The organism is Streptomyces mutabilis, from assembly GCF_046628145.1.
Lineage (GTDB): Bacteria > Actinomycetota > Actinomycetes > Streptomycetales > Streptomycetaceae > Streptomyces > Streptomyces mutabilis.
Genome location: NZ_CP176874.1, coordinates 579,883 through 604,132, shown reverse-complemented (window position 1 = coordinate 604,132; position 24,250 = coordinate 579,883). Strand labels below are relative to the sequence as shown.

Here is a 24,250-nt window from a genome sequence, read left to right as displayed (position 1 = left end):
AACGCCGGCCCCGCCCCGGTCCCGCCGCTCCACCCGCCGCCCCTGACGCGCGTCTTTCCACCCGCATTGGACCCGCCATGTCATCTGCGCGCACCACCCCGCCGTCCCCGTCCTGGTACCGCGAGGTGTCCCGGGAGAAGTGGAAGTCGTTCTTCGCCGCCTGGATCGGCTACCTCCTCGACGGCTTCGACTTCGTCCTGATCACCCTCGTACTGACCGAGATCGCCGACGACTTCGGACTGTCCACCGTCGAGTCCGCGAGCCTGGTGTCCGGCGCCTTCATCACCCGCTGGCTCGGCGGCGCCGTGCTCGGTGCCCTCGGGGACCGTTTCGGCCGCAAGAGCGCCATGGTGGCCAGCATCCTGCTGTACTCCGTCGGCACCTTCGCCTGCGGCTTCGCCTGGGACTACACCAGTCTGTTCACCGCCCGCCTGCTGATCGGCATGGGCATGGCCGGCGAGTACAGCGCCAGCGCCACCTACGTCCTGGAGAGCTGGCCCGCCCGGCTGCGCAACCGCGCCTCCGGCTTCCTCATCTCCGGCTTCTCCCTGGGCGGCGTCCTCGCGGCCGAGGTCTACGAGCACGTCGTGCCGGCCCACGGCTGGCGCTGGCTGTTCTACATCGGCCTCTTCCCCGTGGTCGTCGCGCTGTGGGTGCGGCGGGCGCTGCCCGAGGCCGACGACTGGGAGGCGAAGGTGGGGGCTGCCGGCGAACGGCCGAATCCGTTCCGGCCGCTGTTCGCGGGCCGCCGCCGGGCGACCGTGAACACGGCGCTCGCCGCCGTCGCCACCGGATCGCTCTTCGCGGTCTTCACGCCGCTCGGCGAGGGGACCGTGCCCGTGCTCTCCGTCGTGGCGGCGGCCTGTCTGACCGCGTTCGCCGTGCAACTGGGCGGCCGCAGGCGGTGGGTGCTGTTCGTCGCGCTGTGCGTCACCGTCTTCTGCGCCTTCCTCTACAGCTGGCCGGTCCAGGCCCTGCTGCCCACCTACCTCAAGACGGAGCTCGGCTTCACGCCCGCCCAGGTCAGCGACGCGCTCTACTACGCGGGTTTCGGCACGATGGCCGGCTGTATCGTCACCGGCTTCGTGGGGGACCGGTTCGGCACCCGCAAGGCGTACGCCTGCACCCTGCTGATCGGCATCGCCTTCGTCTTCCCGGTCTTCGCGATCCGGGACAGCCGTATCGGGCTGGGTGTCCTGCTGTTCCTGATGCTGGCCTGCATGCAGGGCATCTCGGGACTGCTGCCCAAGTTCATCGCCGGGCATTTCCCGACCGAGACCCGGGCGGCGTCGCTGGGCTTCACCTACAACGTCGGAGCGCTGGGCGGCGCGGTCGCCCCGGTGCTGGGGGCCGAGCTGGCGTCGACGATGTCGCTGGGGCAGTCGCTCGCGGTCCTGACCTTCTCCCTGACCCTCGTCGTGATCGTGCTGATCGGCTTCGACGTCCCGAGCCGGCTCAACCGGCTCATCGACCCGCAGGCCGTACCGGACTACCTGGCCGCCGAGGCGGCCACGGACGACACGGCCCGCGTACGGTCGGCGAAGTGAGGGCGCGGCGGGTGCCGACGGGTGATCCGCCTGCTCCGACCGGCCGAACGGGACAGTGGTCGGCGAGGCGCCGTGCCGTCACCCGGTGTAACAGTCTCGGTATGATCTGTAGACGAGATGCTCATCGAAGCGGCGTGCGCGGCTCGCGCGGCCGTACGGTCCGCTCTTCGGCGGTGGCCCTCTTCGCCGTGGTCGCACTGGGCGCGACCGGCCAGACGGCGGCCTCGGCGTCGGTTCCCCTGCGCACCGACTGGGACGCCATCGCCGCCTGTGAGTCCGGCGGCAACTGGAAGGCGAACACCGGCAACGGCTACTACGGCGGTCTGCAGTTCGCCGCGTCGAGCTGGGTCGCCGCCGGTGGCCTCGAGTACGCGCCGCGCGCGGACCTCGCCACCCGCGGGGAACAGATCGCCGTCGCCGAGCGCCTCGCCCGCATCCAGGGCATGTCGGCCTGGGGCTGCGCCTGACGCGCGGAGCCGAACCGTCAGTCACCCGGCCCCGGGTCCGGCCGGACCGGCGTTCGGATGCCGGCCCGGGCCGCCTCCAGCTGGGCCGCGAAGGCGATGCCGAGGAAGAGCGCCACCGCCGTGAGGTTCGCCCACAGCAGCAGCGCGATGAACGCGGTGAGCGGCCCGTACACGGCACCGAACGCGCCGCTGTGACCGACGTACAGCGCGAGCAGCCAGGTCGCCGACACCCACAGCACCAGGTGGACCGCGGAACCGAAGGCCAGCCAGGTGTAGCCGGGCTGGTCACGGCGGGGCGACCAGCGCAGGATCACCGCCGAGGCGACCCAGGCCAGCAGCAGCCCCGCCGGCACCTCCAGCGCGGTCCACCACCCGGGGGCGCCGGCGCGGTCGCCGGTGGAACGGGCCACGGCGTCGCCCACGGCCTCACCCGCGACGAGCACCAGGAACCCCAGCACCATCGGCAGGCCCGCGCAGAGCGCGAGCACCAGCGCCCTGCCGTACTTGCGGGGGAAGGGGCGGTCGCGCTCGATGCCGTAGATGCGGTTGGCGCCCCGCTCGATCTGGCCCATGGCCGAGGAGAGGTTCAGCAGGGCGAACGCCAGCCCCAGCCACAGCGCCAGCGTGCCCCACGCGTCGCTCCCGGCGCTGCGCCGGGTGCCCTCGAACGCCTTCTCCACGACGTCGGCACTGGCCCCCGGCACGATCCGGCCGAGAGTGAGCTCGACGACCCGGCCGACACCCTCGGTGTGGACCGACGTGGCGAGGCCGACGAGCACGACGGTGAACGGGACGAGCCCGAGCACCACCTGGAAGGCGAGGGCCCGGGCGTTGGTGAAGCCGTCCGCGTAGCGGAACCGGGCGAAGGAGTCGGTCAGCAGCCGCAGGCCTCCGTAGTGGCGCAGGGCGGTCAGGGCTTCGTCGCCGGAGAGTTCCTCTCCCAGCATGTCCCGGGTCTGCGGGACGTGAACGGCGGTTCCCACGGTGTGGCTGCTCCTCGGCTCGCAACGGTCGGAGGCGCGGGCCTCCACCCATGCACATGCCCCGTGAACGAGCCGGACAGCGCCGACCGGACGACCGGCCGGGCCGATCGGGTGGCGGCGGGCCGGCGGAGCGCGGCCTCACCGTGCCGGACCGCGAGCGGGGACCTGTGTTGACCGGGGTAACCCGTGGGCGTGCACTTGCTCCGGCCGGCTGCGTCTCCCGTTTCCTGCGGGCGGCCGGTGGGCAGTCCCCTGGCGGGGGAGCCGAGGGGCGGTCCCGGACGTTCCGTACGCCGATACCTCCGGGGCCGCCCTCGCTGCCGAGGGCTCAGGAACGGCGCCCCGAATAGGCGGACCAGCGTCCGTCCCGCCTGGCCACCGTGATGTCCCGGCCGAAGCACGCCGTCAGCAGGGAGTCGGTGAGGACGCCGTCCACGGGCCCGCGCGACAGGATCCGGCCCTCGCGCAGGAGCAGTGCGTGACTGACGGCGGGGAACAGCTCCTCGAGATGGTGGGTCACCGTCACGGTGGCCAGCTGCGGGCGCCCCTCGGCCAGCTGGTGCATGGCCTCGACGAGATCCTCGCGGGAGGGCAGGTCCAGTGCGTTGAAGGGCTCGTCCAGGAGCAGCAGCGCCGGGTCGGCCATCAGCGCCCTGGCGATGAGGACGCGCGCCCGCTGCCCGCCCGAGCACACGCCGTACGGGCGGTCGGCCAGTTCCTTGACCCCGAGTTCGGTGAGCAGGTCGCGGGCACGCCGGCGGACATCGTCGTCGTACGTCCGCCACAGGGGCTGCACGGTGCCGCTGTGCCCGGTGAGGACGACCGCGTGGGCGGTGAGGTCCTGCGGCACCCGCTGGGCGGAGTTGACGTGACCGATGCGGGCCCGCAGTTCGCGGACGTCCACCCGGCCGAGTCGGCTGCCGAGGACCTCCACGGTCCCGGTGGTCGGGTGCATCAGCGCGCCGAGCAGCCGCAGCAGGGTGGTCTTGCCCGCGCCGTTGGCTCCCAGCAGGGCCCAGTGCTCGCCCGGGTGGACCGTCCAGTCGACCCCGTCGAGGATGAGCTGGTCCGTGGTGTGGCGGCGGACGCCCACGTCCTCGAGCCGCAGGACGGCGGTCTCCTCCCCGCCCACCAGGGAGTTGGCTGTCTGTCCGGCCATTGCGGAGCTCCTTCGCGCGGCACGCCGATCGTTCACGCCGAACGGTAGATGCATCCGCCACGCGCCTGCCGGGCCGTCCGGCTGCTGGACGGCCCGGCCCGGTCCTCGGCCGACGGGTCAGACGCCCGCCACCGACTGGATCCACGAGCGGTAGGCCGTCACGTTCGTGTACGCCGTGGTGGTCTGGCGGTCGCTGGTGGAGGCGACGCCGACCTGGACGCCGTCGGCCGTCATCGGGCCGCCGGAGTCGCCGCCCGCGGTGATGCCGTCGCCGGGGCGGGCGCAGATGGCCTGTCCGTAGTAGGCGTCGTAGCACCCTCGGGTCACGGTCAGGTTGGCGACCTTCAGGTACCGGGACTGGCAGTTGATCTCGGAGCCGCACCGGGAGGTGGCGCCCCAGCCGTAGACCTGCACGGCCTGGCCGACCCGCACCGTGCCGGGTTGCCCGAGCCGCGCGTAGGTGGCGGAGACGGAGCGGTCGAGGCGTACCAGCGCGAGGTCCGCCGAGGAGTGGGTGACGGTCTGGACGCCGTTCGCCACGGTGCCGCCGGAGCTCTGGTCGAGGCTGCCGATGCGGAAGGAGAGCCCTCCGCCGCTCACGCAGTGTTTGGCGGTGAGTATCCAGGTGGGGGAGATGATGGTCGAGCTGCAGGTCTGGGTTCCGTTGGAGAACAGCCGGGCCGCCCAGGGGGCGTTCTGCGCGTAGCCGCCGCCGATGATGGGCTGGGGGCCGCCGTCACCGGGCTTGGGTTCGGCCGCGGAGGCGTTCGGGGCGAGCGCGACGGCGGACAGCAGCGCGGCCATGAGCGCGGCCAGCAGGGCGGGGACGAGTCTGGTGATGCGCAAGGCTCCTCGATTCCGACGACACGCGTGGGGCCGCGTGTGGTGGGTGGGGGCGCTCAGCATCTCGGGCGCGGATCGCGGGCCGCCAATCCCGGCTTTCCATAACACGCCGTTATGGGAGGGAGGGCCGGGCCGGACGGCGGCTCAGCGCAGCAGCAACTGCACGAGGGCCACGGTGCCGACCGTCACGACGAGTATCCGCAGGACCAAGGGGCTGAAGCGCCGGCCCACCTTCGCCCCGGCGTATCCACCGAGGGCCGAACCCGCCGCGAGGAGCCCGACCGCCGTCCAGTCGAAGTCCGCGGCGAAGAGGAAGAAGAGCGCGGCGACGGTGTTGACGACGGCGGAGAGGACGTTCTTGACGCCGTTGAGGCGCTGCAGGGGCTCGTCGAGCAGCATGCCCATCAGGGACAGGTAGATGATCCCCTGCGCGGCCGTGAAGTACCCGCCGTAGACGCTCGCCAGCGTCAGGCCGCTGAGCAGGAGGGGGCCGCCGTCCCGGCGCGGCGAGGCGCCGGTGCGTTCGCGGCGGCGCTGCACCCACCTGCCGATCTGCGGCTGGAGCGCCACCAGCACCAGGGCGAGGCTCACCAGCACCGGCACGATCGTCTCGAACGCGTCCGCCGGCAGGGCGAGCAGCAGCGTGGCGCCGGCCAGGCCGCCGAGCAGCGCGCCGGCGCTCAGTTTCAGCACGCGCCGGCGCTGGCCGCTCAACTCCTCGCGGTAGCCGATGGCCCCGCTGATGGAGCCGGGGATGAGGCCGAGGGCGTTGGACACCGTCGCGGTGACGGGGGACAGCCCCGTGGCCAGCAGCACGGGGAAGGTGATGAGGGTCCCGGAGCCGACGACGCTGTTGATGGCGCCCGCTCCCACCCCCGCCGCGAACACCGCGGCCATGGCCTCCGGTGTCACGCCGTGCCGTCCCGTGCCGGCTCCGCGTGCGGCCGGAAGGTGTCTTGTGCATCTTTCACGGGGCCGACTGTACCCACCGCCGAAGTGACGGGAAGTGCCGGTTCCAACCGGTCCTGGATGAACACTTCTTGACGTAAATTCACCTGATCATGCGGTGATACGATCACCGCGTTTGCGGAGCGGGCGGATGGGTGAAAGACGGCATCCCCGACTTCAGGGACAGCCCGGGCAGCACCCCCCGGTGCCGGGCGGTCCACCGGACCGCCCGCGTGGACGGGAACTCAGCGAACCGGCCTTCAGTCGCCTGAAGAGAGTCTTATGACGGAATACACAGGGAACCCATTGGTCTGGGCCCTTCTCGTCGCCCTCGTCGCCGCCGCCGTGCTCATCGGCCGGCAGCGCAGGGCGGCACGAGCTCTGCGGCAGGAGGTCCAAGGGCTCAAGCAGCACTACACGGAGCTGGAGAACGACTACGGCAGGTCCGTGCGGGCGGCCCAGGAGCGGGCCGAGGACGAGACCAAGACCGTGCTCAAGTCGGCCATGCGGACCCTCCAGGGCCTCGCCGCCGAGCAGCAGCTGGTGCTCTCCCGGCTGCAGACCAAGTACGGTGACTCGGCCCTGCTCCAGGACCTGCTGGAGATCGACCACACCAACTCGCAGTTCGGCCGGCGCGCCCAGTCCATCGCGGTGCTGTGCGACGGCTGGCTGGGCGGCCGCCGGGACACCGCCTCGGTGTACGACGTGGTGCGCAGTGCCCAGGGCCGCATCCGGCACTTCCGGCGGGTGGAGATCCTCTCCCAGGTCGACTTCGGCATCACCAGCCGGGCCGTCGAACCCGTCGCCCTGGCCCTCGCCGAGCTGCTCGACAACGCCACCAGCTACTCCAGCCCGGACACCGTCGTCGAGATCAACATCCGGACCGTGCCCAAGGGCATCTGCGTCGTCGTCGACGACGCCGGTGTCGGCATGAGCGACGAGGAGCGCGCCCGCGCCGACAAGCTCCTCGCCACCGAGCGCGCCTCGGGCGTGGCCGGGCTCGGGAACCCGCCGCAGTTCGGCTTCGCGGTCATCGGCCTGCTGTGCGAGCGCTTCGGCTTCGAGGTGTCGGTGGACTCCTCCTCTCCCTACGGAGGTGTACGGGCGGTGGTCCTGCTCCCGCACGACCTGCTCACCGCCATGCCGGAGAAGAAGGCGCCCGCACCCGCCCCCGCCGCCCGGAGCACCGCCCGGCCGGTTCTCGACGGCGGACCGGAGGCCGCGCTCGCCCCCTCCGAGACCAGCGACGGACTGCCCCGGCGGCGCCGCAAGCGCCCGATGGCCATCGTGCCCGGCAGTGGTTCCACCCCGCGCCCCGCCGGCCGCTCCGACGCCGAGCAGGCGCAGGTCATGGCCGCCTTCCAACGGGGCACGCAGACCGGCCGCGTCACCCGGTCCGAGGACGCCGACCGGCCCCGCAGAACACCCGGTGCAAGCAGAGAAGGACATGAGGACTCGTGAACGACGACCTGTCATGGATGCTCGACAGCGCCCTGGAGATTCCCGGGGCCCTGCACGCGGTCCTGATATCGGCCGACGGCCTGCTGATGGCCCGTACGCAGGACTTCGACAAGGACGACGCCGACCGGGTGGCCGCCGCGATGAGCGGCGTGCAGTCGCTCAGCCGGACGCTCGCCTTCTTCTGTGAGGACCCCAGCCAGTCCTGGCGGCAGACCCTGGTCGAGTTCGACGGCGGCTGGGTGTTCCTGATCTCCGCCGGCGAGGGTGCCTACCTCGGCGTCTCCGCCTCCCCGGACGTCGACATGGCCGACATCACCTTCCGGATGCAGCAGCTCGTCGCCCAGCTCGGCAAGCGGCTGACGACACCGCCGCGCGAGAACCTCGGTTCCCGCTCATGAGCGGCCACGACGGCTGGGAGCCCGAGGCCCCCGAATTAGTGCGGCCGTACGTCATCACCAAGGGCCGCGGCCTGCCCGACGAGGAACACCTCTCCCTCATCACCCTCGTCACGGCCGCCGAGGGGGACCCGCAGCGGCCCCTGAGGCTCTCCCCCGAGGAGCAGAGCCTGCTGGACCTGTGCTCCGCCGGCTATCTGTCGGTCGCCGAGATCGCCGGGCACACCCACTTCCCGCTGGGCGTGGTGCGCATCCTGCTGGCCTCCCTCATGGAGGGCGGCCACCTCATGACCCGTCCGCCGGTGGCCCGTGCCCGCCTGGCCGACAAGGAGATCCTGGAGGAGGTGCTCAATGGGCTCCGCGCCAAGTTTGGATGAGCGGGACTACGTGCGCGGCGGGGCGACCCAGACCGCGGTGAAGATCCTCGTCGTCGGCCACTTCGCGGTGGGCAAGACCACCCTCATCGGCTCCATCTCCGAGATCGAGCCGCTGTCCACCGAGGAGACGATGACGCAGGCCGCCGAGTCGGTCGACGACCTCAAGGGAGTCCAGGGCAAGACCACGACCACGGTCGCCATGGACTTCGGGCGCCTGACCATCAGCGACCGCGTCGTGCTCTACCTGTTCGGCACCCCCGGGCAGCAGCGCTTCGTGCAGATGTGGGAGGACATGGCGCGCGGCGCGCTCGGCGCCCTGGTGCTCGTCGACCCCGAGCGGCTGGCCGACTCCTTCCCGGTCATCGACCTCATCGAGCACTACGGCCTCGACTACGCCATCGCCGTCAACCACTTCGACGGCGCGCCGCTGCGCGACGAGCGGGCGCTGCGCGAGGCACTCGACCTGCTCGACGACACCCCCGTCGTCACCTGCGACGCCCGCGACGAGAAGTCCTCGGCCGCCGCACTGACCACCCTCGTCCGCTACTTGCTGGACCGCACCCGCTAGGAGCTGGGAGCAGACATGAACGCCCACGACACCGCTCCGGTGCCACCGCCCGGGTGCCCGGCCCACGGCTCCGGCGCCCGGGTCCCCCTGCACGGACCCGAGTTCGCCGCCGACCCGCAGGCCTACTACGAGTACCTGCGCCACTACGGGGCCGCGGCGCCCGTCGAACTGGCCCCGGGGGTCGAGGCGACGCTGGTCACCGACTACGCGGCGGCGCTCCAGCTGTTGCAGGACTCCGGCTCCTTCCGCAAGGACGCGCGGCGCTGGCGGGCCTTCAACGAGGGCAAGGTCGGCCCGGACAGCCCGGTGGCCCCGCTGCTCGCCTACCGGCCCAACTGCATGTTCGCCGACGGCGCCGACCACATCAGGCTGCGGCAGGCGGTCACGGACAGCATGGCGCGCGTGGACACCCGCCGGCTGAGCCGCAGCACCGAGCAGATCTCCGGCTACCTCATCTCGCAGTTCGGCTCCCGCGGCTCCGCCGACCTGCTCGGCGACTACGCCAAGCAGCTTCCGCTGTTCGTGTTCAACGAACTCTTCGGCTGCCCCGCCGACATCGGCGACCGGGTGCTGTTCGGCATCTCCGGGATGTTCGACGGCGTCAACGCCGAGAAGGCCACCGCGGTGCTCTTCCAGGCGGTGGGCGAGCTGGTCGCGCTCAAGCGGGACAAGCCCGGCGAGGACGTCACCTCCTGGCTGATGCGGCACGAGGCGCGGCTCAGCGACGAGGAGATGGTCCACCAGCTCGCGCTGCTGCTGGGCGCGGGCGCCGAGCCGCTGCGCAACCTCATCGGCAACACCCTGCACCGGCTCCTCACCCACGAGCGGTACGCGCGCGAGGGGGGCCTGATCGACGAGGCGCTGGACGACACGCTGTGGGAGAACCCGCCCATGTCGAACTACGCGCCGCACTACCCGGCCGCCGACACGGAGCTCGCCGGGCACCACCTCCAGGCGGGGGACCTGGTCCTGGTCAGCTTCGCGGCGGCCAACACCGGCCCCGCCCTCAAGGCCTCGCGCCAGGCCGGCAGCAACCGCGCCCACCTGGCCTGGAGCGCGGGCCCGCACGCCTGCCCCTCGAAGGAGCCGGCCCGGCACATCACCGTGACCGCCATCGAGCACCTCTTCAACGAGCTGCCCGACGTCGAACTCGCCGTCCCGGAGGACAGCCTGACGTGGCGTCCGGGGCCGTTCAACCGCGCCCTCGCCACGCTCCCGGCCCGCTTCACCCCGGTGCGCTCCGGGCGGCGTGGCGACCCGCAGCCGGGCACCGTGACCGCCGAGCGGGAGACGGCGGCGAGTCCCGCCCGCCCGGCCGAACGCGGAGGCATGTGGAGCCAGTTCCTCAACTGGCTCACACGGTGACATGCGCAACACCCGTCCAACCAGCCACTTCCGCATGAAGGTTCAACGGCACGGGTAGTGAGCAACGCGGCATTCAAGTTGCTCACGAGTAAAAGGAGGTTTCGTGGAGCACATATCCACGAACGCCGCTTTCCCGCCGCCGAACCACCCGATACCCGCCTCGCCAGGCGGGTATCTCTCTGTGCGGCTCCGGCGGGGGAGGAGCCGGTGAGCCCCGCGGACCCGGGCGGCGCACCGACGCTCGGTTCGCTCACCGCCGGTCAGCTGCGAAGACTCGGCGCGGTCGCGGGTCTGACCGCGGCCGACGCGGAGACCTACGCCGGCGTCCTGACCGACTCCCTGGGGCCGGTGGCCGAGCGCCCGCTGAGTCTGCCACCGCCCAACCGCACCTTCCTGTCCGACGACCACACCCCCGTGGAGTTCTCCCTCTCGTTCCAGCCGGACGCCGCTCCCGCCCTGCGGGTGCTCCTGGAGCCGGGCTGCGGCGCAGACAGCCTGGCTCGGGAAGGCCGCGCCGGCCTGGAGGCGGTCCGGGCGATGGCGCGACGCTGGAACTTCTCCACCGCCGCGCTCGACGGCCTCCGGGACCTGTTCCTGCCGCCGTCCCCGCACGGGCCCCTGGCCCTGTGGATCGCCCTGGAACTGGAGCCCGGAGGCGTACCGAAGGTCAAGGTCTACCTGAACCCGGCCGCGCGTGGGGCGAAACGTTCCGCCGCGACGGTGCGCGAGGCGCTGGACCGGCTGGGCCACCGGCGGGCCTTCGCGAGCCTGCCCGAGGGCAGCGGTTACCCCTTCCTCGCCCTCGACCTGGGTGACTGGGAAGAACCCCGGGCGAAGGTCTACGTCCGCCACGAGAGCCTCACGGCCGGTCAGGCCGGGCGGCTGTCCCGCATGGCGCAGGGCCCGGGCACCGCGGCGGTCGAGGGCTTCTTCCGCACGGTCGCGGGCCTCGGCCCGGACACCACGGGGCTCGGCCGGCGGCCGGGCCTGTCCTGCCACGCCTTCACCGACACCGCCTCCGCGCGGCCGAGCGGGTTCACCCTCCACATCCCGGTGAGGGACTACGCCCGGCACGACGGGGAGGCCCTGGCGCGGGCTTCCAGGGTGCTGCGCCACCACGGCATCGACGACTCCGTGCTGGTCCGCGCCCTGGCCGCCCTCACCGAGCGGCGGCCCGAGGACGGGGTGGGCCTCATCGCCTACCTCGCGCTCGCCCACCAGCAGGGCCGCCCGCCACGGGTGACGGCCTACCTCTCGTCGGAGGCGTACGCGGTCCGGCCGCCGGCCGTGGAGGCGGTGCCCGAGCCGGTGGCGGTCGGCTGAGCCGACCGCCGGTCCGGCACACCGCAGGGCTCCCGGTGGGACGCACCGGGAGCCCCGGGCGAGGACGCGTCGGAGGACGGGTGCCCGGTGGGTCAGACCGTCGCCGACTCCCGGAACTCCGCCAGGTACGGACCCACGTCGACCTGGATCGAGGCGCCCTGCGTCCGGCCGTACCGCCGCACGATGGAGGTGAGGTAGGCGTCGATCTCCTCGCGCATCTCCTCAGCGGGGGGCAGCGAGGTCTCCCCGTCGATGATCCGGGCCACCCACTGGGCCTGGGCTTCCACCAAGCGGGTGATGGCACCCACGGGCCGGACCAACCCCACGAAGTACAGCCCCGGACGGTCGGCCGGCACGACCCGTCGGTACAGCTCGACCGAGCCGTCCGCCGCCACCGGACAGCCGGCGGGCAGGAAGGGCCAGGTCATGTGGAAGCCGGTGCAGTAGACGACCGCGTCCGCCGCCGTGGAGGTGCCGTCGGTGAAGACGACCCGGTCGCCGTCGAAGGAGTCGATCGCGGGCCTGGGCGTGACCGCGCCGTGCCGGATGCGGCTGAGGATCTCGTCCGAGAGGGTCACGGCGGAGGAGAAGACGGGGTGGTCGGGCTCGGGCAGGCCGTAGTCCGACAGCTTGCCGCGCGCGACCAGCAGGGCCTGCTCCACCCACTGGATCCGCTCGGCGAAGGACATCTCGTTCCACCAGGGCGCTTCGGCGATCACGTCGACCGACATGCCGTAGAGCTGCTTGGGCACGATGTGCAGTCCCCGGCGCACCGAGAGGAAGGTCTCGGCCGCGTGACGGGAGAGGTCCGCCGCGATGTCGACCGCGGACGCGCCCAGCCCGACCACGACGACGCGCCGGCCGGCGAAGTCGGCACCGGTGCGGTAGTCGAGGGAGTGGAGAATCGTTCCGGCGAAGGACTCGGCCCCCTCCGGGAGGGGATCGGGCAGCGCGGGGTCCGTGTGATGGCCCGAGGCGACGATCACCTGCTCGAAGCGGCGCGACGTCACCGCGCCCCCCGCGTCCCGGCTCACCACGGTCCACATGCCGTCCGCCTCCTGGCGCACGGACGTCACCTCGGTGCGCAGCTCGACGTGCTCCCGCACCCCGGACCACTCGGCGAAGGAGCGCAGGTACGCGGCGAACTGGCTGTGCCGGGGGTAGAGCGGGTACGACTCCGGCATCGGGAAGTCCGCGTAACCGGTCAGCTGCTTGGCGGTGTTGAGGTGCAGGGACTCGTAACCCGGGCCCCGCTCACCGGCCTCCGGCCGGCGCCAGATGCCGCCGACGTCGTCCGCCTTCTCCAGGCAGACGAAGCCGATGCCGCGCTCCCTCAGGGCATGGCCCACCGCCAGCCCCGACAGACCTGCACCGATCACACACACACGCACGGGATTTCCCCTCAGGACGGACTCGTTCTCCCCCGATCATGCACTCACTGCCCATCCGCATCTCCGTGCACACCGGTTCGGGAGCGGAGCGGACGTGTCCGTCCTCACGTTTTCGCCCGTCGGCGCTCAGGCACCGCGCAGATCGCTCACCCGGCGGATCTTGCCGAGCGAGCGCTCCAGCGTCTCCGGCTCGACGATCTCCACGTCCACGGTGACGCCCACGCCGTCCTTGACGCCCTGCCCGATCGCCCTGGCCGCGTCCTGGCGCTGCTCGGGGCCGGCGTCGGGGCGGGCCTCGACCCGCACGGTCATGTGGTCCATCCGGCCGCGCTCGGTGAGCCGGATCTGGAAGTGCGGTGCCACGCCGGGCGTGCGCAGCACGATCTCCTCGATCTGGGTGGGGAAGACGTTCACCCCGCGCAGGATGATCATGTCGTCGCAGCGGCCGGTGACCTTCTGCATCCGGCGGAAGGCGGGCCGGGCGGTGCCCGGCAGCAGCCGGGTCAGGTCCCGCGTGCGGTAGCGGATGACCGGGAGTGCCTCCTTGGTGAGGGAGGTGAAGACGATCTCGCCCTCCTCGCCCTCGGCCAGTACGGCGTCCGTGAGCGGGTCCACCACCTCCGGGTAGAAGTGGTCCTCCCACACGTGCAGACCGTCCTTGGTCTCGACGCACTCCTGGGCCACGCCGGGGCCGATCACCTCGGACAGGCCGTATATGTCGACCGCGTGGATGTCCATCCGCTCCTCGATCTCGCGGCGCATCTCCTCGGTCCACGGCTCGGCACCGAAGATGCCGACCTGGAGGGACGTGGTGCGCGGGTCGACGCCCTGGCGCTCGAACTCGTCGAGCAGGGTGAGCATGTAGGACGGGGTGACCATGATGATCTCGGGCCTGAAGTCCTGGATGATCTGGACCTGCCGGGCCGTCATGCCCCCGGAGGCCGGGATCACCGTGCACCCGGCGCGTTCGGCGCCGTAGTGGGCGCCGAGGCCTCCGGTGAACAGGCCGTATCCGTAGGAGATGTGCACCTTGTGGCCGGGCCGTCCGCCCGCGGCCCGGATCGAACGGGCGATGACGTCCGCCCACATGGACAGGTCGTCGTCCGTGTAACCGACGACGGTGGCCCGGCCGGTGGTGCCGCTGGAGGCGTGCACGCGCCGCACCTCGGACATCGGGACGGCGAACATGCCGAAGGGATAGGTGTCCCGCAGGTCGGCCTTGGTGGTGAAGGGGAACCGGGACAGGTCCGCGAGGCTGCGGCAGTCCTCGGGTGTCACCCCGGCGGCGTCGAACTTCTTCCGGTACAGCTCGACGTTGTCGTAGGCGTGCCGCAGGGTCGCGCGCAGCCGGTCGAGCTGGAGCTCCGCGAGCTGCTCCCGGGACAGCCGCTCGGCGTCGTCCAGGAGGTCGTGGGGGAGGGGGTCTCCCCGGCGGGGCGCCGGGGTCGTCCCGGTCGTCGGCTCGCTGCTCATCGCGACTCCTTCGTCGTCGTACCCGGCGTCTCGCGCGCCGTGGTGTCCCGCACGCTGCGGCTGCGTCCGCGGAACTCGGCGATCACCTCCGTGCCGCGCCGCACGGTCACGTCGTAGACACCGCTGCGGCCGAACCGGGCGCGTTCCTCGGCGCGCGCCACCAGCACGTCGCCCTCGCGGGCCGGCGCCACGAACACGATGTCGGCGCCCGCCGCGACGGTCACGGGACCGTGGCTGTTGCAGGCGCAGGCGAAGGCCGTGTCGGCGAGCAGGAACAGGTAGCCGCCGTGGGCGATGCGGTGTCCGTTCACCATCGCCGGGGTCACGGCCATGCGGAGGACCGCGGACCCCTCGCCGTGCTCGACCAGCTCGATGCCCAGCCGCCGGGACGCCTCGTCCGCGGAGAACATCACCTCTGTGGGCGTCGGCTCAGTGGCCTGCGACACCTCTCCCACCACCTTGTCTCCCGACCGACCATTCGGTTAGCGCGCGGCAGGGGCCCAGTAATCCAGCCGTGGGGACGCCCTGTCAAGAGTGTGACCGACGACGCTCCCGGGTCTTGCCCGGTGCGGGGAAAGGCGTCACACTGATACCGAACGAATGGTCGGTTGGGAAGCTGGTGACGATGACCACGACAGAAGCCGCCGAGGCACCGCCCCCGGAGCCGTTGCAGGAGCACTTCGACGCGACGATCGCGCACGACCAGCGCATCGAGCCGCGCGACTGGATGCCGGACGGGTACCGCAAGACGCTGATCCGGCAGATCGCCCAGCACGCGCACTCGGAGATCATCGGCATGCAGCCGGAAGGCGAGTGGATCACCCGCGCGCCCTCGCTGCGCCGCAAGGCGATCCTGTTCGCCAAGGTGCAGGACGAGGCCGGCCACGGGCTCTACCTGTACTCGGCCGCCGAGACGCTCGGCGCGGACCGCGCGGACCTCACCGAGCGGCTGATCGACGGACGCCAGAAGTACTCGTCGATCTTCAACTACCCGACGCTGAGCTTCGCGGACGTGGGCGTGATCGGCTGGTTCGTGGACGGCGCCGCGATCTGCAACCAGGTGCCGCTGTGCCGCAGCTCCTACGGGCCGTACGCGCGCGCGATGGTGCGCATCTGCAAGGAGGAGTCCTTCCACCAGCGGCAGGGCTACGAGCTGCTGATGACGATGATGCGCGGCACCGCCGCCCAGCGGGAGATGGTCCAGGACGCGGTGGACCGCTGGTGGTGGCCGTCCCTGATGATGTTCGGCCCGCCCGACGACGCCTCGCCGAACTCGGCGCGGTCGATGGCCTGGAAGATCAAGCGGCACAGCAACGACGAACTGCGGCAGCGCTTCGTCGACATGACCGTCCCGCAGGCCGCGAAGCTCGGCGTCACGCTTCCCGACCCGGAGCTGCGCTGGAACGAGGAGCGCGGACACCACGACTTCGGCACCCCCGACTGGGACGAGCTGATGCGCGTCATCAAGGGCGACGGTCCCTGCAACGCACAGCGGATCCAGCGCCGGCGGGCCGCACACGAGGAGGGCGCCTGGGTGCGCGAGGCGGCCACCGCCCACGCCGCCAAGCAGGCCGCCCGCGCGAAGAAGGGAGCGGCGGCATGACCTCCGACAAGCAGGGCTGGCCGCTGTACGAGGTGTTCGTGCGCGGCAAGCGCGGCCTGAACCACGTCCACGTCGGATCGCTGCACGCCGCCGACGACGCGATGGCCCTCACCCACGCCCGCGACCTCTACACGCGGCGCAACGAGGGCGTGAGCATCTGGGTCGTGCGCTCCGAGCACATCGCGGCCTCCACCCGCGACGAGAAGGACCCGTTCTTCGCCCCCAGCGCCGACAAGGTCTACCGCCACCCGACGTTCTACGACATCCCCGACGACGTCCCGCACATCTAGGAGCAGGGCATGAGTGACGACCACGTCTACCTGACCCTGGCCGAGGGACACGAGGACGACACCCGCTGGGCCTACGGCACCGGCTTCGAGGACCCGCTGCACGGCGTCGACACCACCGTGCCCGAGGGCGTCGACGCCGGCGAACTGGCCGCCGAGTGCGTGGCGCTCGCCGACGACGCACTGGTGTCGGCGCAGCGGCTCGCCGAGTGGGTCACCCGGGCACCGGAACTGGAGGAGGAGGTGGCGCTGGCCAACATCGGCCTCGACCTGCTCGGCCAGGCCCGCCTGCTCTACTCCCGCGCCGGCCAGGTCGACGGCACCGGCCGGGACGAGGACGCCTACGCCTACTTCCGGGACGCCGGTGACTTCCGCAACGTGACCCTGGCCGAACTGCCCGGCGGCGACTTCGCCTTCGCGATCGTGCGGCTGCTGGTGCTCTCCAGCTGGCGCCTCGCCCACTTCCAGCAGCTGGTCACCCACCCCGACCCGGTCCTGGCGGCGGTCGCCGCCAAGGGCGTCAAGGAACTGACGTACCACCGCCAGTACGCCGCCGAGTGGGCCGTGCGCCTGGGCGACGGCACGGACGAGTCGCACCGCCGGATGCGCGCGGCGCTGGAGCGGGTCGCCCCCTACCTCGGCGAGCTGCACGCGGCGCACGACGCGCGCGAGGAACTCGCCGACGTGCTGCGTCAGGTCACCGAGGCGGCGGGGCTGCCCCTGCCGGTGTACCGCCCGCTGCCCGGCTCCGGCCGCGCCGGTGAGCACACCGAACATCTGGTGCCGCTCCTCACCGAGCTGCAGGGCGTCGCCCGCGCCCACCCGGAGGCGACATGGTGACCGCACGCCTCGACGCCCGCCGCGCCCGGCACATCGCCGAGCAGGTGCCCGACCCCGAGCTGCCCATGCTGACCCTCGCCGACCTCGGAGTGCTGCGGGACGTCGAGGTGACCGGGGACGGCACCGTCGTCGCACGACTCACCCCCACGTACTCGGGCTGCCCGGCGATGGCCGAGATGCGGGCGGACGTCGCCGCCCGGCTGCGCGAGGCGGGGTACGCGAGCGTGGAGATCCGTACGGTCCTCGACCCGCCGTGGACCACCGACTGGATCACCGAGTCCGGTCGCCGCAAGCTCACCGAGCACGGCATCGCCCCGCCCGGCCGTGCCCCCCGGGGTCCCGTCCCCCGCGGTCCCGTCCCCCTCGTCCTGTCGCCCGCCCGGCCGGCGGTGCCCTGTCCGCGCTGCGGCTCGCGGGACACCGAGGAGACCTCCCGCTTCGCCGCCACGTCCTGCAAGGCGCTGTGGCGCTGCCGCGACTGCCGCGAGCCGTTCGAGTACGTCAAGGAGATCTGATGGCCCCGACCGCCCCCGCCTCGGCGTCCGCCGCACCGGCGGTGCGCGCCCGCCGCCGCCCCGCCTTCCACCGCCTGCGCGTCGCCGCCGTCGAGCGGCTGTGCGCGGACGCGGCGGCCGTGAGCTTCGAGGTCCCGGACGAACTGGCCGAGGAGTTCGCCTTCGCGCCCGGCCAGTCGCTCACCGTCCGGCGCGAGGTCGACGGCCGCGACGAGCGCCGCTCGTACTCGATCTGCTCCCCGGCCGGCTCCGTCCCGCGCATCGGGGTCCGGGTGGTGCCGGGCGGCCTGTTCTCCTCATGGCTGGTGAGCGAGGTGCGGCCGGGCGACACCGTCGAGGTGATGGCGCCCACCGGCATCTTCACGCCCGACCTGACCACCCCCGGCCACCACGTGCTGATCGCGGCCGGCTCGGGCGTCACGCCCATGATGTCCATCGCCGAGTCTGTGCTGGCCGCCGACGACCGCTCGACCGTCACCCTCTTCTACGGCAACCGCCGCACCGACACGGTGATGTTCGCCGACGAACTGGCCGACCTGAAGGACCTGTACCCCACGCGTTTCCAGCTGGCCCATGTGCTCTCCCGTGAGCCCAGGGAGGCCGAGGTGCTCTCCGGCCGCCTGGACGCCGAGCGGCTCGCGGCGCTCGTCGGTGCCCTGGTGGACGTGGAGACGGCGGACCACTGGTGGCTCTGCGGACCGCAGGGCATGGTCGCCGACGCACAGCGGGTCCTGGCCGGCCTCGGCGTCCCGGCGGTCCGCGTGCACCGGGAGCTGTTCTTCGCCGAGGACGAGCCCGTGCGGGAGGTCCGGCACGAGGACGCCGGCCCGCAGGGGCCCGTCAGCGAGGTCGTCATCACCCTGGACGGCCGCTCCACGACCTCCTCCCTGTCCCGGGAGCGGACCATCCTCGACGGCGCCCAGCAGACCCGCCCCGACCTGCCCTTCGCCTGCAAGGGCGGCGTCTGCGGCACCTGCCGCGCCCTGGTCACCGACGGCCGGGCGGACATGCGCCGCAACTTCGCCCTGGAGGAGGCCGAGGTCGACGCCGGATACGTACTGACGTGCCAGTCGTACCCGGTCTCGGAACGGCTGACCGTGGACTACGACAGCTGACCGACCGGGCCCGGCATCGCGCCGCCGGCGACGACCTCGCGGTCTTCACGAAGAGCACACTCACCGGCGGGTCCGGCGGCCGGGGAACACTATGAACGCAATGATCGAAGGGGTGGCTCCGGCTCCCGCGGGTTCCTAACATCCCGGCTCGCAGCGCAACTTCGCGCACAGCACGTACAGGAGCCGCCCGTGACCACCCCCCACGCGCCCGCCCGTGTCCCCTGGGCCTCGCACCGCCGTCGCCGTCCGGCGGTGCTGGCCGCCGTCCTCGCCGCCGTGTTCCTCGGCACGCTCGGCAACGTCTCCGCCGCCCCCGCGCCGGCCGCCCGGCCGGCCACGCCTCCGGCCGCCGCCGACTGCCCGGCGGAACTGGCCGGCAAGGCGCGGTGCTACACCGGCCGGGACGCCGACGGCGCCCACTACGCGATGGCCGTACCGACCCACTGGAACGGCTCCCTCGTCGTGCACGCCCACGGCGGCCCCGACCTCGGCGACGCCTCCGACCCGGCCCGCAGCACCGACGACCTGGAACGCTGGGCGGTCATGGTCCAGGAGGGCTACGCGTGGGCCGGCTCCGCCTACCGCCGCGGCGGCTACGGGGCCAGGATGGCGGCCGCCGACACCGAGAACGTGCGCCGGCTGTTCACCGAGCACTTCGGCCGACCGGAGCGGACGTACCTGCACGGACAGTCCTGGGGCGGCAACGTCGCCGCCAAGGTCGCCGAGACCTACGGCAGGCGACCCGGCGCCTGGGACGGGGTGCTGCTGACCAACGGCGTCCTCGGCGGCGGTTCGCGCGGCTACGACTACCGGGTGGACCTGCGGGTCGTCTACCAGTACTACTGCCACAACCACCCGCGTCCGAACGAGCCGCAGTACCCGCTGTGGCAGGGGCTGCGCGCGGGCTCCACCATGACCACCGCCGGACTGCGGGCCCGGCTCCAGGAGTGCACCGGTTACGCATCCGACCCGGCGGACCGCACCGCCGGGCAGCAGCGCAACCTCGACGACATCCTCGCGGTGACCGGCGTACCGGAGCGCACGCTGGAATCCCACCTGCGCTTCGCGACCTTCACGTTCCGGGACATCGTCAACGACCGGCTCGGCGGCCGCAACCCGTTCTCCAACCGGGGCGTGCGGTACTCGGGTTCGCACGACGACAAGGCCCTCAACGCGGGCGTCGAACGCTTCTCGGCCGACCCCGCCGCCCGCCGCGACCTCTCCTACGACAGCGACCTCACCGGCAAGGTGTCCCTGCCCGTCCTCACCCTGCACGCGATCGACGACCCCACGGCCTTCGTGGAGCACGAGGCGGCCTACCGTGCCACCCTCCGGGGCGCCGGGCGGGGCGGGAACCTGGTGCAGACGTTCACCGACGAGCACGAGCACAGCTCGCTGAGCGACTCCGAGTACGCCAACTCCATCGCGGCGCTGGACGACTGGGTGCGCTCAGGCCGCAAGCCGACCCCGCGCTCGGTCGCGGCCTCCTGCGCCGCCTTCGACGCGAAGTACGGCAGCGGCTGCCACTACGAACCCGGGTACCAGCCGGCGTCGTACGCCTCCCGGGTGCTGCCCCGGCCCGGCGGCCTGCACTGGCCCGCCATGACCGCCGCCCAGGAGCGGGCGTGGAGCCGGATCGACGGTGTCGGTATCGCGCCTTAGCGGATCCGGCCCGGGCGGCTGCTCAGTCGGCCTCCGCCAGCACCGCCCGGATGACATGCCGGGCGTTGCCGGCCATCGCGGGGTTGGTCTTGCGGTAGTACGGCAGCGCGATCAGCGCCTGGGAGAGTGTCCGCCCCCGGCCGCGCCTCCAGGTCGCGTCGTCCACGCCCAGTGCCTCGCGGAAGACCTTCCGGGCGGTGGGCGGCAGCAGATTCCACGCCGGGAAGAGATCGCAGGCCGGGTCGCCCACCCCCATGCACCCGAAGTCGATCACCGCGGTCAGTCTGCCCCCGTCCACCAGCAGGTTCCCCGGCATCAGGTCGGCGTGCAGCCAGACAGGCGGCCCGTCCCAGTCCGGCGCCCGCAGCGCGTCCTCCCACACGGCGGCCAGGGCGGAGCAGTCGACGGCCTCTTCGGGAAGGGCGCGCAGTTCGTCGAGGGCGGCCCGCGTCTGCCCGTCGAGTGTGGCGAGTGGGCCGCCGCGATAGGCGCCCGGCGCGTCCGGCAGGGCGACGTCGCGCATCGCCGCGACGAAGCCGGCCAAATCCCGGGCCAGCGACTCCGGTTCGGCCAGCGCCCCGGCCTCCGGGAGGTCACCGGGCAGCCACCGGTACACCGACCACGGCCACGGATAGCCCTCGGCCGGCTCACCGGCGCCGAGCACCTCGGGAACGGCGGTGGGGAGCAGCGGTGCCAGGCGGGGCAGCCACTCCCGCTCCGCCCTCACGTCCCCGGCCCCGCCTTCGACCAGCGGCAGCCGTACGACCATGTCGTCGCCCAGCCGGTACATCGCGTTGACCGTGCCGCCGGACGGGAAGCGTTCGACCGGCAGCCCCCGCCATCGCGGGAACTGCCCGGCGACCAACCGCCGTACGAGACGGGCGTCGAGGGGGTACCGGCCCGGATGCGTCTGCCCAGAACTCATGGACGTCATCCGACCCCTCGACGCCGACGCCGTCAATCGCTTTCCCGGCCGCCGGCCGAGCGCACCCGGGGCCGCTGGATCAGACGCCGAACTCCGAGGGCGGCACGCCGAGGGCGGTGCAGGCCTCGCGGATCGCGTACTGCTCGGACGGCTCGAAGACGCCGTCGGCACCGGCGATGACCATGCCGGTCTGGATGACCGCCCTGGCCTCCGCGGGCTTCTTCGCGGCCTTGGCGATCACCTGAAGGGCCTCGCTCTTGCCCAGCTCGAAGTTGGCGACGAGCTTGTCCACATGCTGGTTGAAACGTTGGCGGAGCTGGTCCGCCGGGAAGTTCTGCAGCACCTCGTTGGAGACGATCAGCTCCTCCACGCGCTGCCGCTCCGCCGGCTCCACCTGGCCGTCGGCCGCGGCGACCAGCGCGCACATGGCCATGCTGGCGTCCCGGTAGGCGCCGCTCTTGAGCTCGGTCTTGACCGACGCCAGCTGGGACTTGAACAACCCGATCAACTGGGCCTTGGAGCCGCCCGAGGACGACCCCGACCCGCCACTGTGACCCTGCTGCCCATACCCCTGCTGCCCGGGTCCGTGACCGCTTGCTCCTCGAGTGCCCTGGGACTGCTGGAAGGTCTTGGCCTGGTCCTTGATCTTGTCCCACATCGCCACTCGTGCCACCTCGGCTTCTGTTGCTGTGTATTCCGTCTTGGAACTTCTGCACCGTGCCCGCGAATATCTCGCGGTCATCAGCTTGAACGCGCCCGGGAGCCATGTGGTTCCCGAAAGGCAAAGGCAGGGCAAAGTGTCTCACGGTGACGGCGTAGTAGGCTGCGGGATCAGGAGTTCGAAGGCCGGTTCGGCCGGCTGGGGGCGTGCGGTGTGGGTCGGCTGAGGGAGGTCGGCTGGTTCGGCGCCATCGGCGTCGTGTCCACCGTCGGACAGGCCCTGCTCTACTGGGTTTTGCGCCTCTGGTGGCCCCCGGCCGCCGCCAATCTGGTCTCCCTGCTGGTCCTCACGGTGCTGAACACCGAAGCGAACCGGCGCCTGACGTTCCGGCACGCCGCCGCCGACCCGGTCCGCGCCCATCTCGGGGCCGGCGGGCTCTTCCTGCTCGGCTACCTGGCGACGTCCGGCGCGGTGCTGTGGTTCAAGCACGCGGAGCCCACCGCCTCTCCGGCCGCCGAGACCGCGGTCCTCGCCGTGACGTCGGTCGCGGTCACAGTGGTGCGCTTCGTCGTCCTGCGGCTGGCGGTCTTCCGCCCCCGTGTCCGCCGCGGCTGACCCCTCCCCGCCCCGCTGGGTAACCAAAAGGTTCCCCGGTCACTCAAAAGTGCGTTCTTCCATGTCAGAGGCCACTCTCCTACGGTTCCCGAGTAACCACCGGAGACCGGAAGGTCTCCCGCACGAGGAGACGGAACCCATGGCCATCACCCTGCTGAACCCCGCTGGACTGCCCGAGATCGACGTCTACCGGCAGGTGTCGATCGCCGCCGGATCGAAGCTGGTCTTCGTCGCCGGTCAGGTTGCTTGGGACGCCGACGGCACGACGGTCGGCGAGGGCGACCTCGCCGCGCAGACCGAGCGGTGCTACCTCAACGTCGCCACCGCCCTCGCCGCGGCCGGCGCCTCCTTCGCCGACGTGGCGAAGCTGAACGTCCAGGTCGTCGACTGGACCCCCGACAAGATGCCCCTGCTCCTGGAGGGCATCGCGCGCGCGTCCGCCGCGCTGGGGACGACCCCGGTGCCGCCCGCCACGCTCACGGGCGTCGCGGCACTGGACGTGCCGGAGCACCTGATCGAGGTCGAGGCCACCGCGGTGATCGACTGACGAGGCGTCACGGCCCCCGCCGGCACCCGTCAGCACCGGCAGGGCAGGTGCGCTCCCGCCGGTCATCGGGCGGCGGCCGCCGTCGTGCCCGGTGTCCTGCCCACAGGAGACGGGTTCGTTTGAGGTTCCGAGCGCGGGACACGCGAGTGCTGGGCGCCGTCGGCCGTCGGCCGACGGCGCCGACCACGTACGCGATCGTGTGGAGGTCAGTGATGGCGGAGAGGAACGGCGCGGGCGGCGGACCGCTCGACCGTCCGGCGATGCCCCAGGAGGAAGCGGAGATCACGCCGCCGTACCGCTTCCAGCGCCAGCAGCGGCCCGGCCTGGAAGAGCGCATGGAAGTGCGCCCGCGCTACCGCGCCCCGAACTACCGGGGCTCCGGGAAGCTCGCCGGGAAGGTGGCGCTGATCACCGGGGGCGATTCCGGCATCGGCCGTGCGGTCGCCGTGCTCTACGCCCGTGAGGGGGCCGACGTCGCCGTCGTCCACCTGCCCGAGGAACGGAGCGACGCCGACGAGACCCGGGCGGCGGTCGAGAAGGAGGGGCGCACCTGTCTGCTGCTGCCGGGCGATCTGTGCGATCCGGCCTTCTGCGCGAACGTCGTAGAGCGCACGGTGGAAGAGCTGGGCGGTCTCAACGTCCTGGTGAGCAACGCCGCCTACCTCAACAGCCAGAACAGCCTGTCCGACCTGACGGCCGAGGACTTCGACCGGGTCTTCAAGACCAATGTCTACGCCTATTTCCACCTGGTGATGGCGGCCCTGCCGCACCTGTCCCACGGGGACGCCGTGATCGCCACCGCCTCGGAGGAGGCGCTCAAGGGCAGCGAGATCATGATGGACTACGCCGCCTCCAAGGCCGCCCTGGTCGTCTTCACCAAGTCCATCGCCCCCCACCTCGCCCAGCGCGGCGTCCGCGCCAACATCGTCTCCCCGGGCCCCACCTGGACGGTGCTCAACCTGGCGGGGCAGCGGTTCACGGACGACTACCTGACCAACCTGGGCAGCTCGTCCCCCATGGGGCGCGTGGCCCAGCCGGAGGAGGTGGCTCCCGCCTACGTGTACCTGGCCTCCGACGCGGACTCCAGCTTCACCGTCGGTGAGGTCATCGCGGTCACGGGCGGCCTCACGGACACCCGTTGACGCCCTGCTCCCGGCCGCTCAGCCGTCGCGCAGTCGTG

Annotated in this window: 26 protein-coding genes; 17 read left to right on the top strand and 9 right to left on the bottom strand. The window is 72.2% G+C overall.

Annotated features, from left to right (window positions below; genetic code table 11):
- Positions 1-77: 77 nt before the first annotated feature.
- Together ACLIN4_RS02295 and ACLIN4_RS02290 are read left to right on the top strand one after the other, a co-directional pair.
- Positions 78-1,547: a sialate:H+ symport family MFS transporter gene (locus ACLIN4_RS02295; RefSeq protein ID WP_411575446.1), complete on the top strand. Its 1,470-nt coding sequence runs from the start codon at positions 78-80 to the stop codon at positions 1,545-1,547.
- 134 nt (positions 1,548-1,681) lie between these two features.
- Positions 1,682-2,014, top strand: coding sequence for a transglycosylase family protein (locus ACLIN4_RS02290; protein WP_289907923.1), 333 nt, complete (start codon positions 1,682-1,684; stop codon positions 2,012-2,014).
- A 17-nt stretch (positions 2,015-2,031) separates the two neighbouring features.
- On the opposite strand, the gene ACLIN4_RS02285 is transcribed toward ACLIN4_RS02290, so the two are convergent.
- The 4 genes from ACLIN4_RS02285 to ACLIN4_RS02270 all read right to left on the bottom strand — a co-directional run bounded on the left by ACLIN4_RS02285 (position 2,032) and on the right by ACLIN4_RS02270 (position 5,896).
- Positions 2,032-2,997, bottom strand: a complete 966-nt coding sequence (locus ACLIN4_RS02285; protein WP_100044021.1) for a YihY/virulence factor BrkB family protein — start codon at positions 2,995-2,997, stop codon at positions 2,032-2,034.
- 328 nt (positions 2,998-3,325) lie between these two features.
- Positions 3,326-4,156 (bottom strand): ABC transporter ATP-binding protein, encoded by an 831-nt coding sequence (locus tag ACLIN4_RS02280; RefSeq protein WP_107476722.1) that lies wholly within the window; start codon positions 4,154-4,156, stop codon positions 3,326-3,328.
- Between the two features lie 117 nt (positions 4,157-4,273).
- Entirely contained in the window at positions 4,274-5,002 is a 729-nt protein-coding gene (locus ACLIN4_RS02275) for a S1 family peptidase (protein ID WP_179342308.1), read from the bottom strand.
- A gap of 141 nt (positions 5,003-5,143) precedes the next feature.
- Entirely contained in the window at positions 5,144-5,896 is a 753-nt protein-coding gene (locus ACLIN4_RS02270) for a sulfite exporter TauE/SafE family protein (protein WP_411576725.1), read from the bottom strand.
- Positions 5,897-6,229: 333 nt separating this feature from the next.
- On the opposite strand from ACLIN4_RS02270, the gene ACLIN4_RS02265 reads away from it, so the two are divergent.
- The 6 genes from ACLIN4_RS02265 to ACLIN4_RS02240 all read left to right on the top strand — a co-directional run bounded on the left by ACLIN4_RS02265 (position 6,230) and on the right by ACLIN4_RS02240 (position 11,436).
- A complete protein-coding gene (locus tag ACLIN4_RS02265) occupies positions 6,230-7,408 on the top strand; it encodes an ATP-binding protein (protein ID WP_289907924.1) in 1,179 nt (392 codons plus the stop codon).
- The gene (locus ACLIN4_RS02260; RefSeq protein WP_073730178.1) at positions 7,405-7,806 is read left to right on the top strand and encodes a roadblock/LC7 domain-containing protein; all 402 of its coding nucleotides are present in this window, start codon (positions 7,405-7,407) and stop codon (positions 7,804-7,806) included. Before ACLIN4_RS02265 ends, ACLIN4_RS02260 begins: the two co-directional genes overlap by 4 nt.
- Positions 7,803-8,180 carry a DUF742 domain-containing protein gene (locus ACLIN4_RS02255; RefSeq protein ID WP_100044017.1) on the top strand — a complete coding sequence of 126 codons (378 nt, stop codon included), beginning with the start codon at positions 7,803-7,805 and terminating at the stop codon, positions 8,178-8,180. The genes ACLIN4_RS02260 and ACLIN4_RS02255 overlap by 4 nt, the downstream gene beginning before the upstream one ends.
- The gene (locus tag ACLIN4_RS02250; protein WP_100044016.1) at positions 8,155-8,748 is read left to right on the top strand and encodes a GTP-binding protein; all 594 of its coding nucleotides are present in this window, start codon (positions 8,155-8,157) and stop codon (positions 8,746-8,748) included. The genes ACLIN4_RS02255 and ACLIN4_RS02250 overlap by 26 nt, the downstream gene beginning before the upstream one ends.
- 15 nt (positions 8,749-8,763) lie before the next feature.
- Positions 8,764-10,113, top strand: a complete 1,350-nt coding sequence (locus ACLIN4_RS02245) for a cytochrome P450 (RefSeq protein ID WP_107476720.1) — start codon at positions 8,764-8,766, stop codon at positions 10,111-10,113.
- Positions 10,114-10,320: 207 nt separating this feature from the next.
- Positions 10,321-11,436: a tryptophan dimethylallyltransferase family protein gene (locus tag ACLIN4_RS02240; protein WP_381943803.1), complete on the top strand. Its 1,116-nt coding sequence runs from the start codon at positions 10,321-10,323 to the stop codon at positions 11,434-11,436.
- Between the two features lie 92 nt (positions 11,437-11,528).
- On the opposite strand, the gene ACLIN4_RS02235 is transcribed toward ACLIN4_RS02240, so the two are convergent.
- From ACLIN4_RS02235 to paaI, 3 genes are all read right to left on the bottom strand, one after another.
- Positions 11,529-12,827, bottom strand: a complete 1,299-nt coding sequence (locus ACLIN4_RS02235) for a flavin-containing monooxygenase (protein WP_381943806.1) — start codon at positions 12,825-12,827, stop codon at positions 11,529-11,531.
- 126 nt (positions 12,828-12,953) lie between these two features.
- Entirely contained in the window at positions 12,954-14,300 is a 1,347-nt protein-coding gene (paaK, locus tag ACLIN4_RS02230) for a phenylacetate--CoA ligase PaaK (RefSeq protein WP_381914733.1), read from the bottom strand.
- Positions 14,297-14,746, bottom strand: a complete 450-nt coding sequence (gene paaI / locus ACLIN4_RS02225; protein ID WP_257002895.1) for a hydroxyphenylacetyl-CoA thioesterase PaaI — start codon at positions 14,744-14,746, stop codon at positions 14,297-14,299. Before paaI ends, paaK begins: the two co-directional genes overlap by 4 nt.
- 179 nt (positions 14,747-14,925) lie before the next feature.
- Between paaI and paaA the strand changes: the two genes are divergently transcribed.
- The 6 genes from paaA to ACLIN4_RS02195 all read left to right on the top strand — a co-directional run bounded on the left by paaA (position 14,926) and on the right by ACLIN4_RS02195 (position 20,322).
- A complete protein-coding gene (paaA, locus tag ACLIN4_RS02220; protein WP_107476716.1) occupies positions 14,926-15,903 on the top strand; it encodes a 1,2-phenylacetyl-CoA epoxidase subunit PaaA in 978 nt (325 codons plus the stop codon).
- The gene (gene paaB, locus ACLIN4_RS02215; RefSeq protein WP_100044009.1) at positions 15,900-16,193 is read left to right on the top strand and encodes a 1,2-phenylacetyl-CoA epoxidase subunit PaaB; all 294 of its coding nucleotides are present in this window, start codon (positions 15,900-15,902) and stop codon (positions 16,191-16,193) included. The genes paaA and paaB overlap by 4 nt, the downstream gene beginning before the upstream one ends.
- Before the next feature lie 9 nt (positions 16,194-16,202).
- On the top strand, positions 16,203-17,030 hold the full coding sequence (gene paaC / locus ACLIN4_RS02210; RefSeq protein ID WP_100044008.1) for a 1,2-phenylacetyl-CoA epoxidase subunit PaaC: 828 nt from the start codon (positions 16,203-16,205) through the stop codon (positions 17,028-17,030).
- Positions 17,024-17,545, top strand: coding sequence for a 1,2-phenylacetyl-CoA epoxidase subunit PaaD (gene paaD / locus ACLIN4_RS02205; protein ID WP_307653323.1), 522 nt, complete (start codon positions 17,024-17,026; stop codon positions 17,543-17,545). Before paaC ends, paaD begins: the two co-directional genes overlap by 7 nt.
- Positions 17,545-18,660, top strand: a complete 1,116-nt coding sequence (gene paaE / locus ACLIN4_RS02200; protein WP_107476715.1) for a 1,2-phenylacetyl-CoA epoxidase subunit PaaE — start codon at positions 17,545-17,547, stop codon at positions 18,658-18,660. The genes paaD and paaE overlap by 1 nt, the downstream gene beginning before the upstream one ends.
- A gap of 189 nt (positions 18,661-18,849) precedes the next feature.
- Positions 18,850-20,322: a hypothetical protein gene (locus ACLIN4_RS02195; protein ID WP_411575445.1), complete on the top strand. Its 1,473-nt coding sequence runs from the start codon at positions 18,850-18,852 to the stop codon at positions 20,320-20,322.
- Positions 20,323-20,344: 22 nt separating this feature from the next.
- On the opposite strand, the gene ACLIN4_RS02190 is transcribed toward ACLIN4_RS02195, so the two are convergent.
- Together ACLIN4_RS02190 and ACLIN4_RS02185 are read right to left on the bottom strand one after the other, a co-directional pair.
- Positions 20,345-21,247 (bottom strand): aminoglycoside phosphotransferase family protein, encoded by a 903-nt coding sequence (locus ACLIN4_RS02190; protein ID WP_289907927.1) that lies wholly within the window; start codon positions 21,245-21,247, stop codon positions 20,345-20,347.
- Positions 21,248-21,326: 79 nt separating this feature from the next.
- Positions 21,327-21,911, bottom strand: coding sequence for a tellurite resistance TerB family protein (locus ACLIN4_RS02185; RefSeq protein ID WP_107476713.1), 585 nt, complete (start codon positions 21,909-21,911; stop codon positions 21,327-21,329).
- Between the two features lie 210 nt (positions 21,912-22,121).
- Between ACLIN4_RS02185 and ACLIN4_RS02180 the strand changes: the two genes are divergently transcribed.
- The 3 genes from ACLIN4_RS02180 (at position 22,122) to ACLIN4_RS02170 (ending at position 24,212) form a co-directional block, all read left to right on the top strand.
- The gene (locus tag ACLIN4_RS02180) at positions 22,122-22,523 is read left to right on the top strand and encodes a GtrA family protein (protein WP_179342306.1); all 402 of its coding nucleotides are present in this window, start codon (positions 22,122-22,124) and stop codon (positions 22,521-22,523) included.
- 139 nt (positions 22,524-22,662) lie between these two features.
- Complete coding sequence (locus ACLIN4_RS02175) at positions 22,663-23,070, top strand: RidA family protein (protein WP_100044003.1); 408 nt, start codon at positions 22,663-22,665, stop codon at positions 23,068-23,070.
- A 212-nt stretch (positions 23,071-23,282) separates the two neighbouring features.
- The gene (locus ACLIN4_RS02170) at positions 23,283-24,212 is read left to right on the top strand and encodes an SDR family oxidoreductase (protein ID WP_373420269.1); all 930 of its coding nucleotides are present in this window, start codon (positions 23,283-23,285) and stop codon (positions 24,210-24,212) included.
- Positions 24,213-24,250 lie beyond the last annotated feature (38 nt).

Coding starts and splice junctions, on each gene's coding strand:
- ACLIN4_RS02270 (WP_411576725.1), bottom strand. CDS start 5,896: ATGGCCGCGGTGTTCGCGGCGGGGGTGGGAGCGGGCGCCATCAACAGC.
- ACLIN4_RS02245 (WP_107476720.1), top strand. CDS start 8,764: ATGAACGCCCACGACACCGCTCCGGTGCCACCGCCCGGGTGCCCGGCC.
- paaC (WP_100044008.1), top strand. CDS start 16,203: ATGAGTGACGACCACGTCTACCTGACCCTGGCCGAGGGACACGAGGAC.
- paaK (WP_381914733.1), bottom strand. CDS start 14,300: ATGAGCAGCGAGCCGACGACCGGGACGACCCCGGCGCCCCGCCGGGGA.
- ACLIN4_RS02280 (WP_107476722.1), bottom strand. CDS start 4,156: ATGGCCGGACAGACAGCCAACTCCCTGGTGGGCGGGGAGGAGACCGCC.
- ACLIN4_RS02295 (WP_411575446.1), top strand. CDS start 78: ATGTCATCTGCGCGCACCACCCCGCCGTCCCCGTCCTGGTACCGCGAG.
- paaA (WP_107476716.1), top strand. CDS start 14,926: ATGACCACGACAGAAGCCGCCGAGGCACCGCCCCCGGAGCCGTTGCAG.
- paaE (WP_107476715.1), top strand. CDS start 17,545: ATGGCCCCGACCGCCCCCGCCTCGGCGTCCGCCGCACCGGCGGTGCGC.
- ACLIN4_RS02255 (WP_100044017.1), top strand. CDS start 7,803: ATGAGCGGCCACGACGGCTGGGAGCCCGAGGCCCCCGAATTAGTGCGG.
- ACLIN4_RS02250 (WP_100044016.1), top strand. CDS start 8,155: ATGGGCTCCGCGCCAAGTTTGGATGAGCGGGACTACGTGCGCGGCGGG.
- ACLIN4_RS02170 (WP_373420269.1), top strand. CDS start 23,283: ATGGCGGAGAGGAACGGCGCGGGCGGCGGACCGCTCGACCGTCCGGCG.
- paaD (WP_307653323.1), top strand. CDS start 17,024: ATGGTGACCGCACGCCTCGACGCCCGCCGCGCCCGGCACATCGCCGAG.
- ACLIN4_RS02265 (WP_289907924.1), top strand. CDS start 6,230: ATGACGGAATACACAGGGAACCCATTGGTCTGGGCCCTTCTCGTCGCC.
- paaB (WP_100044009.1), top strand. CDS start 15,900: ATGACCTCCGACAAGCAGGGCTGGCCGCTGTACGAGGTGTTCGTGCGC.
- ACLIN4_RS02175 (WP_100044003.1), top strand. CDS start 22,663: ATGGCCATCACCCTGCTGAACCCCGCTGGACTGCCCGAGATCGACGTC.
- ACLIN4_RS02190 (WP_289907927.1), bottom strand. CDS start 21,247: ATGAGTTCTGGGCAGACGCATCCGGGCCGGTACCCCCTCGACGCCCGT.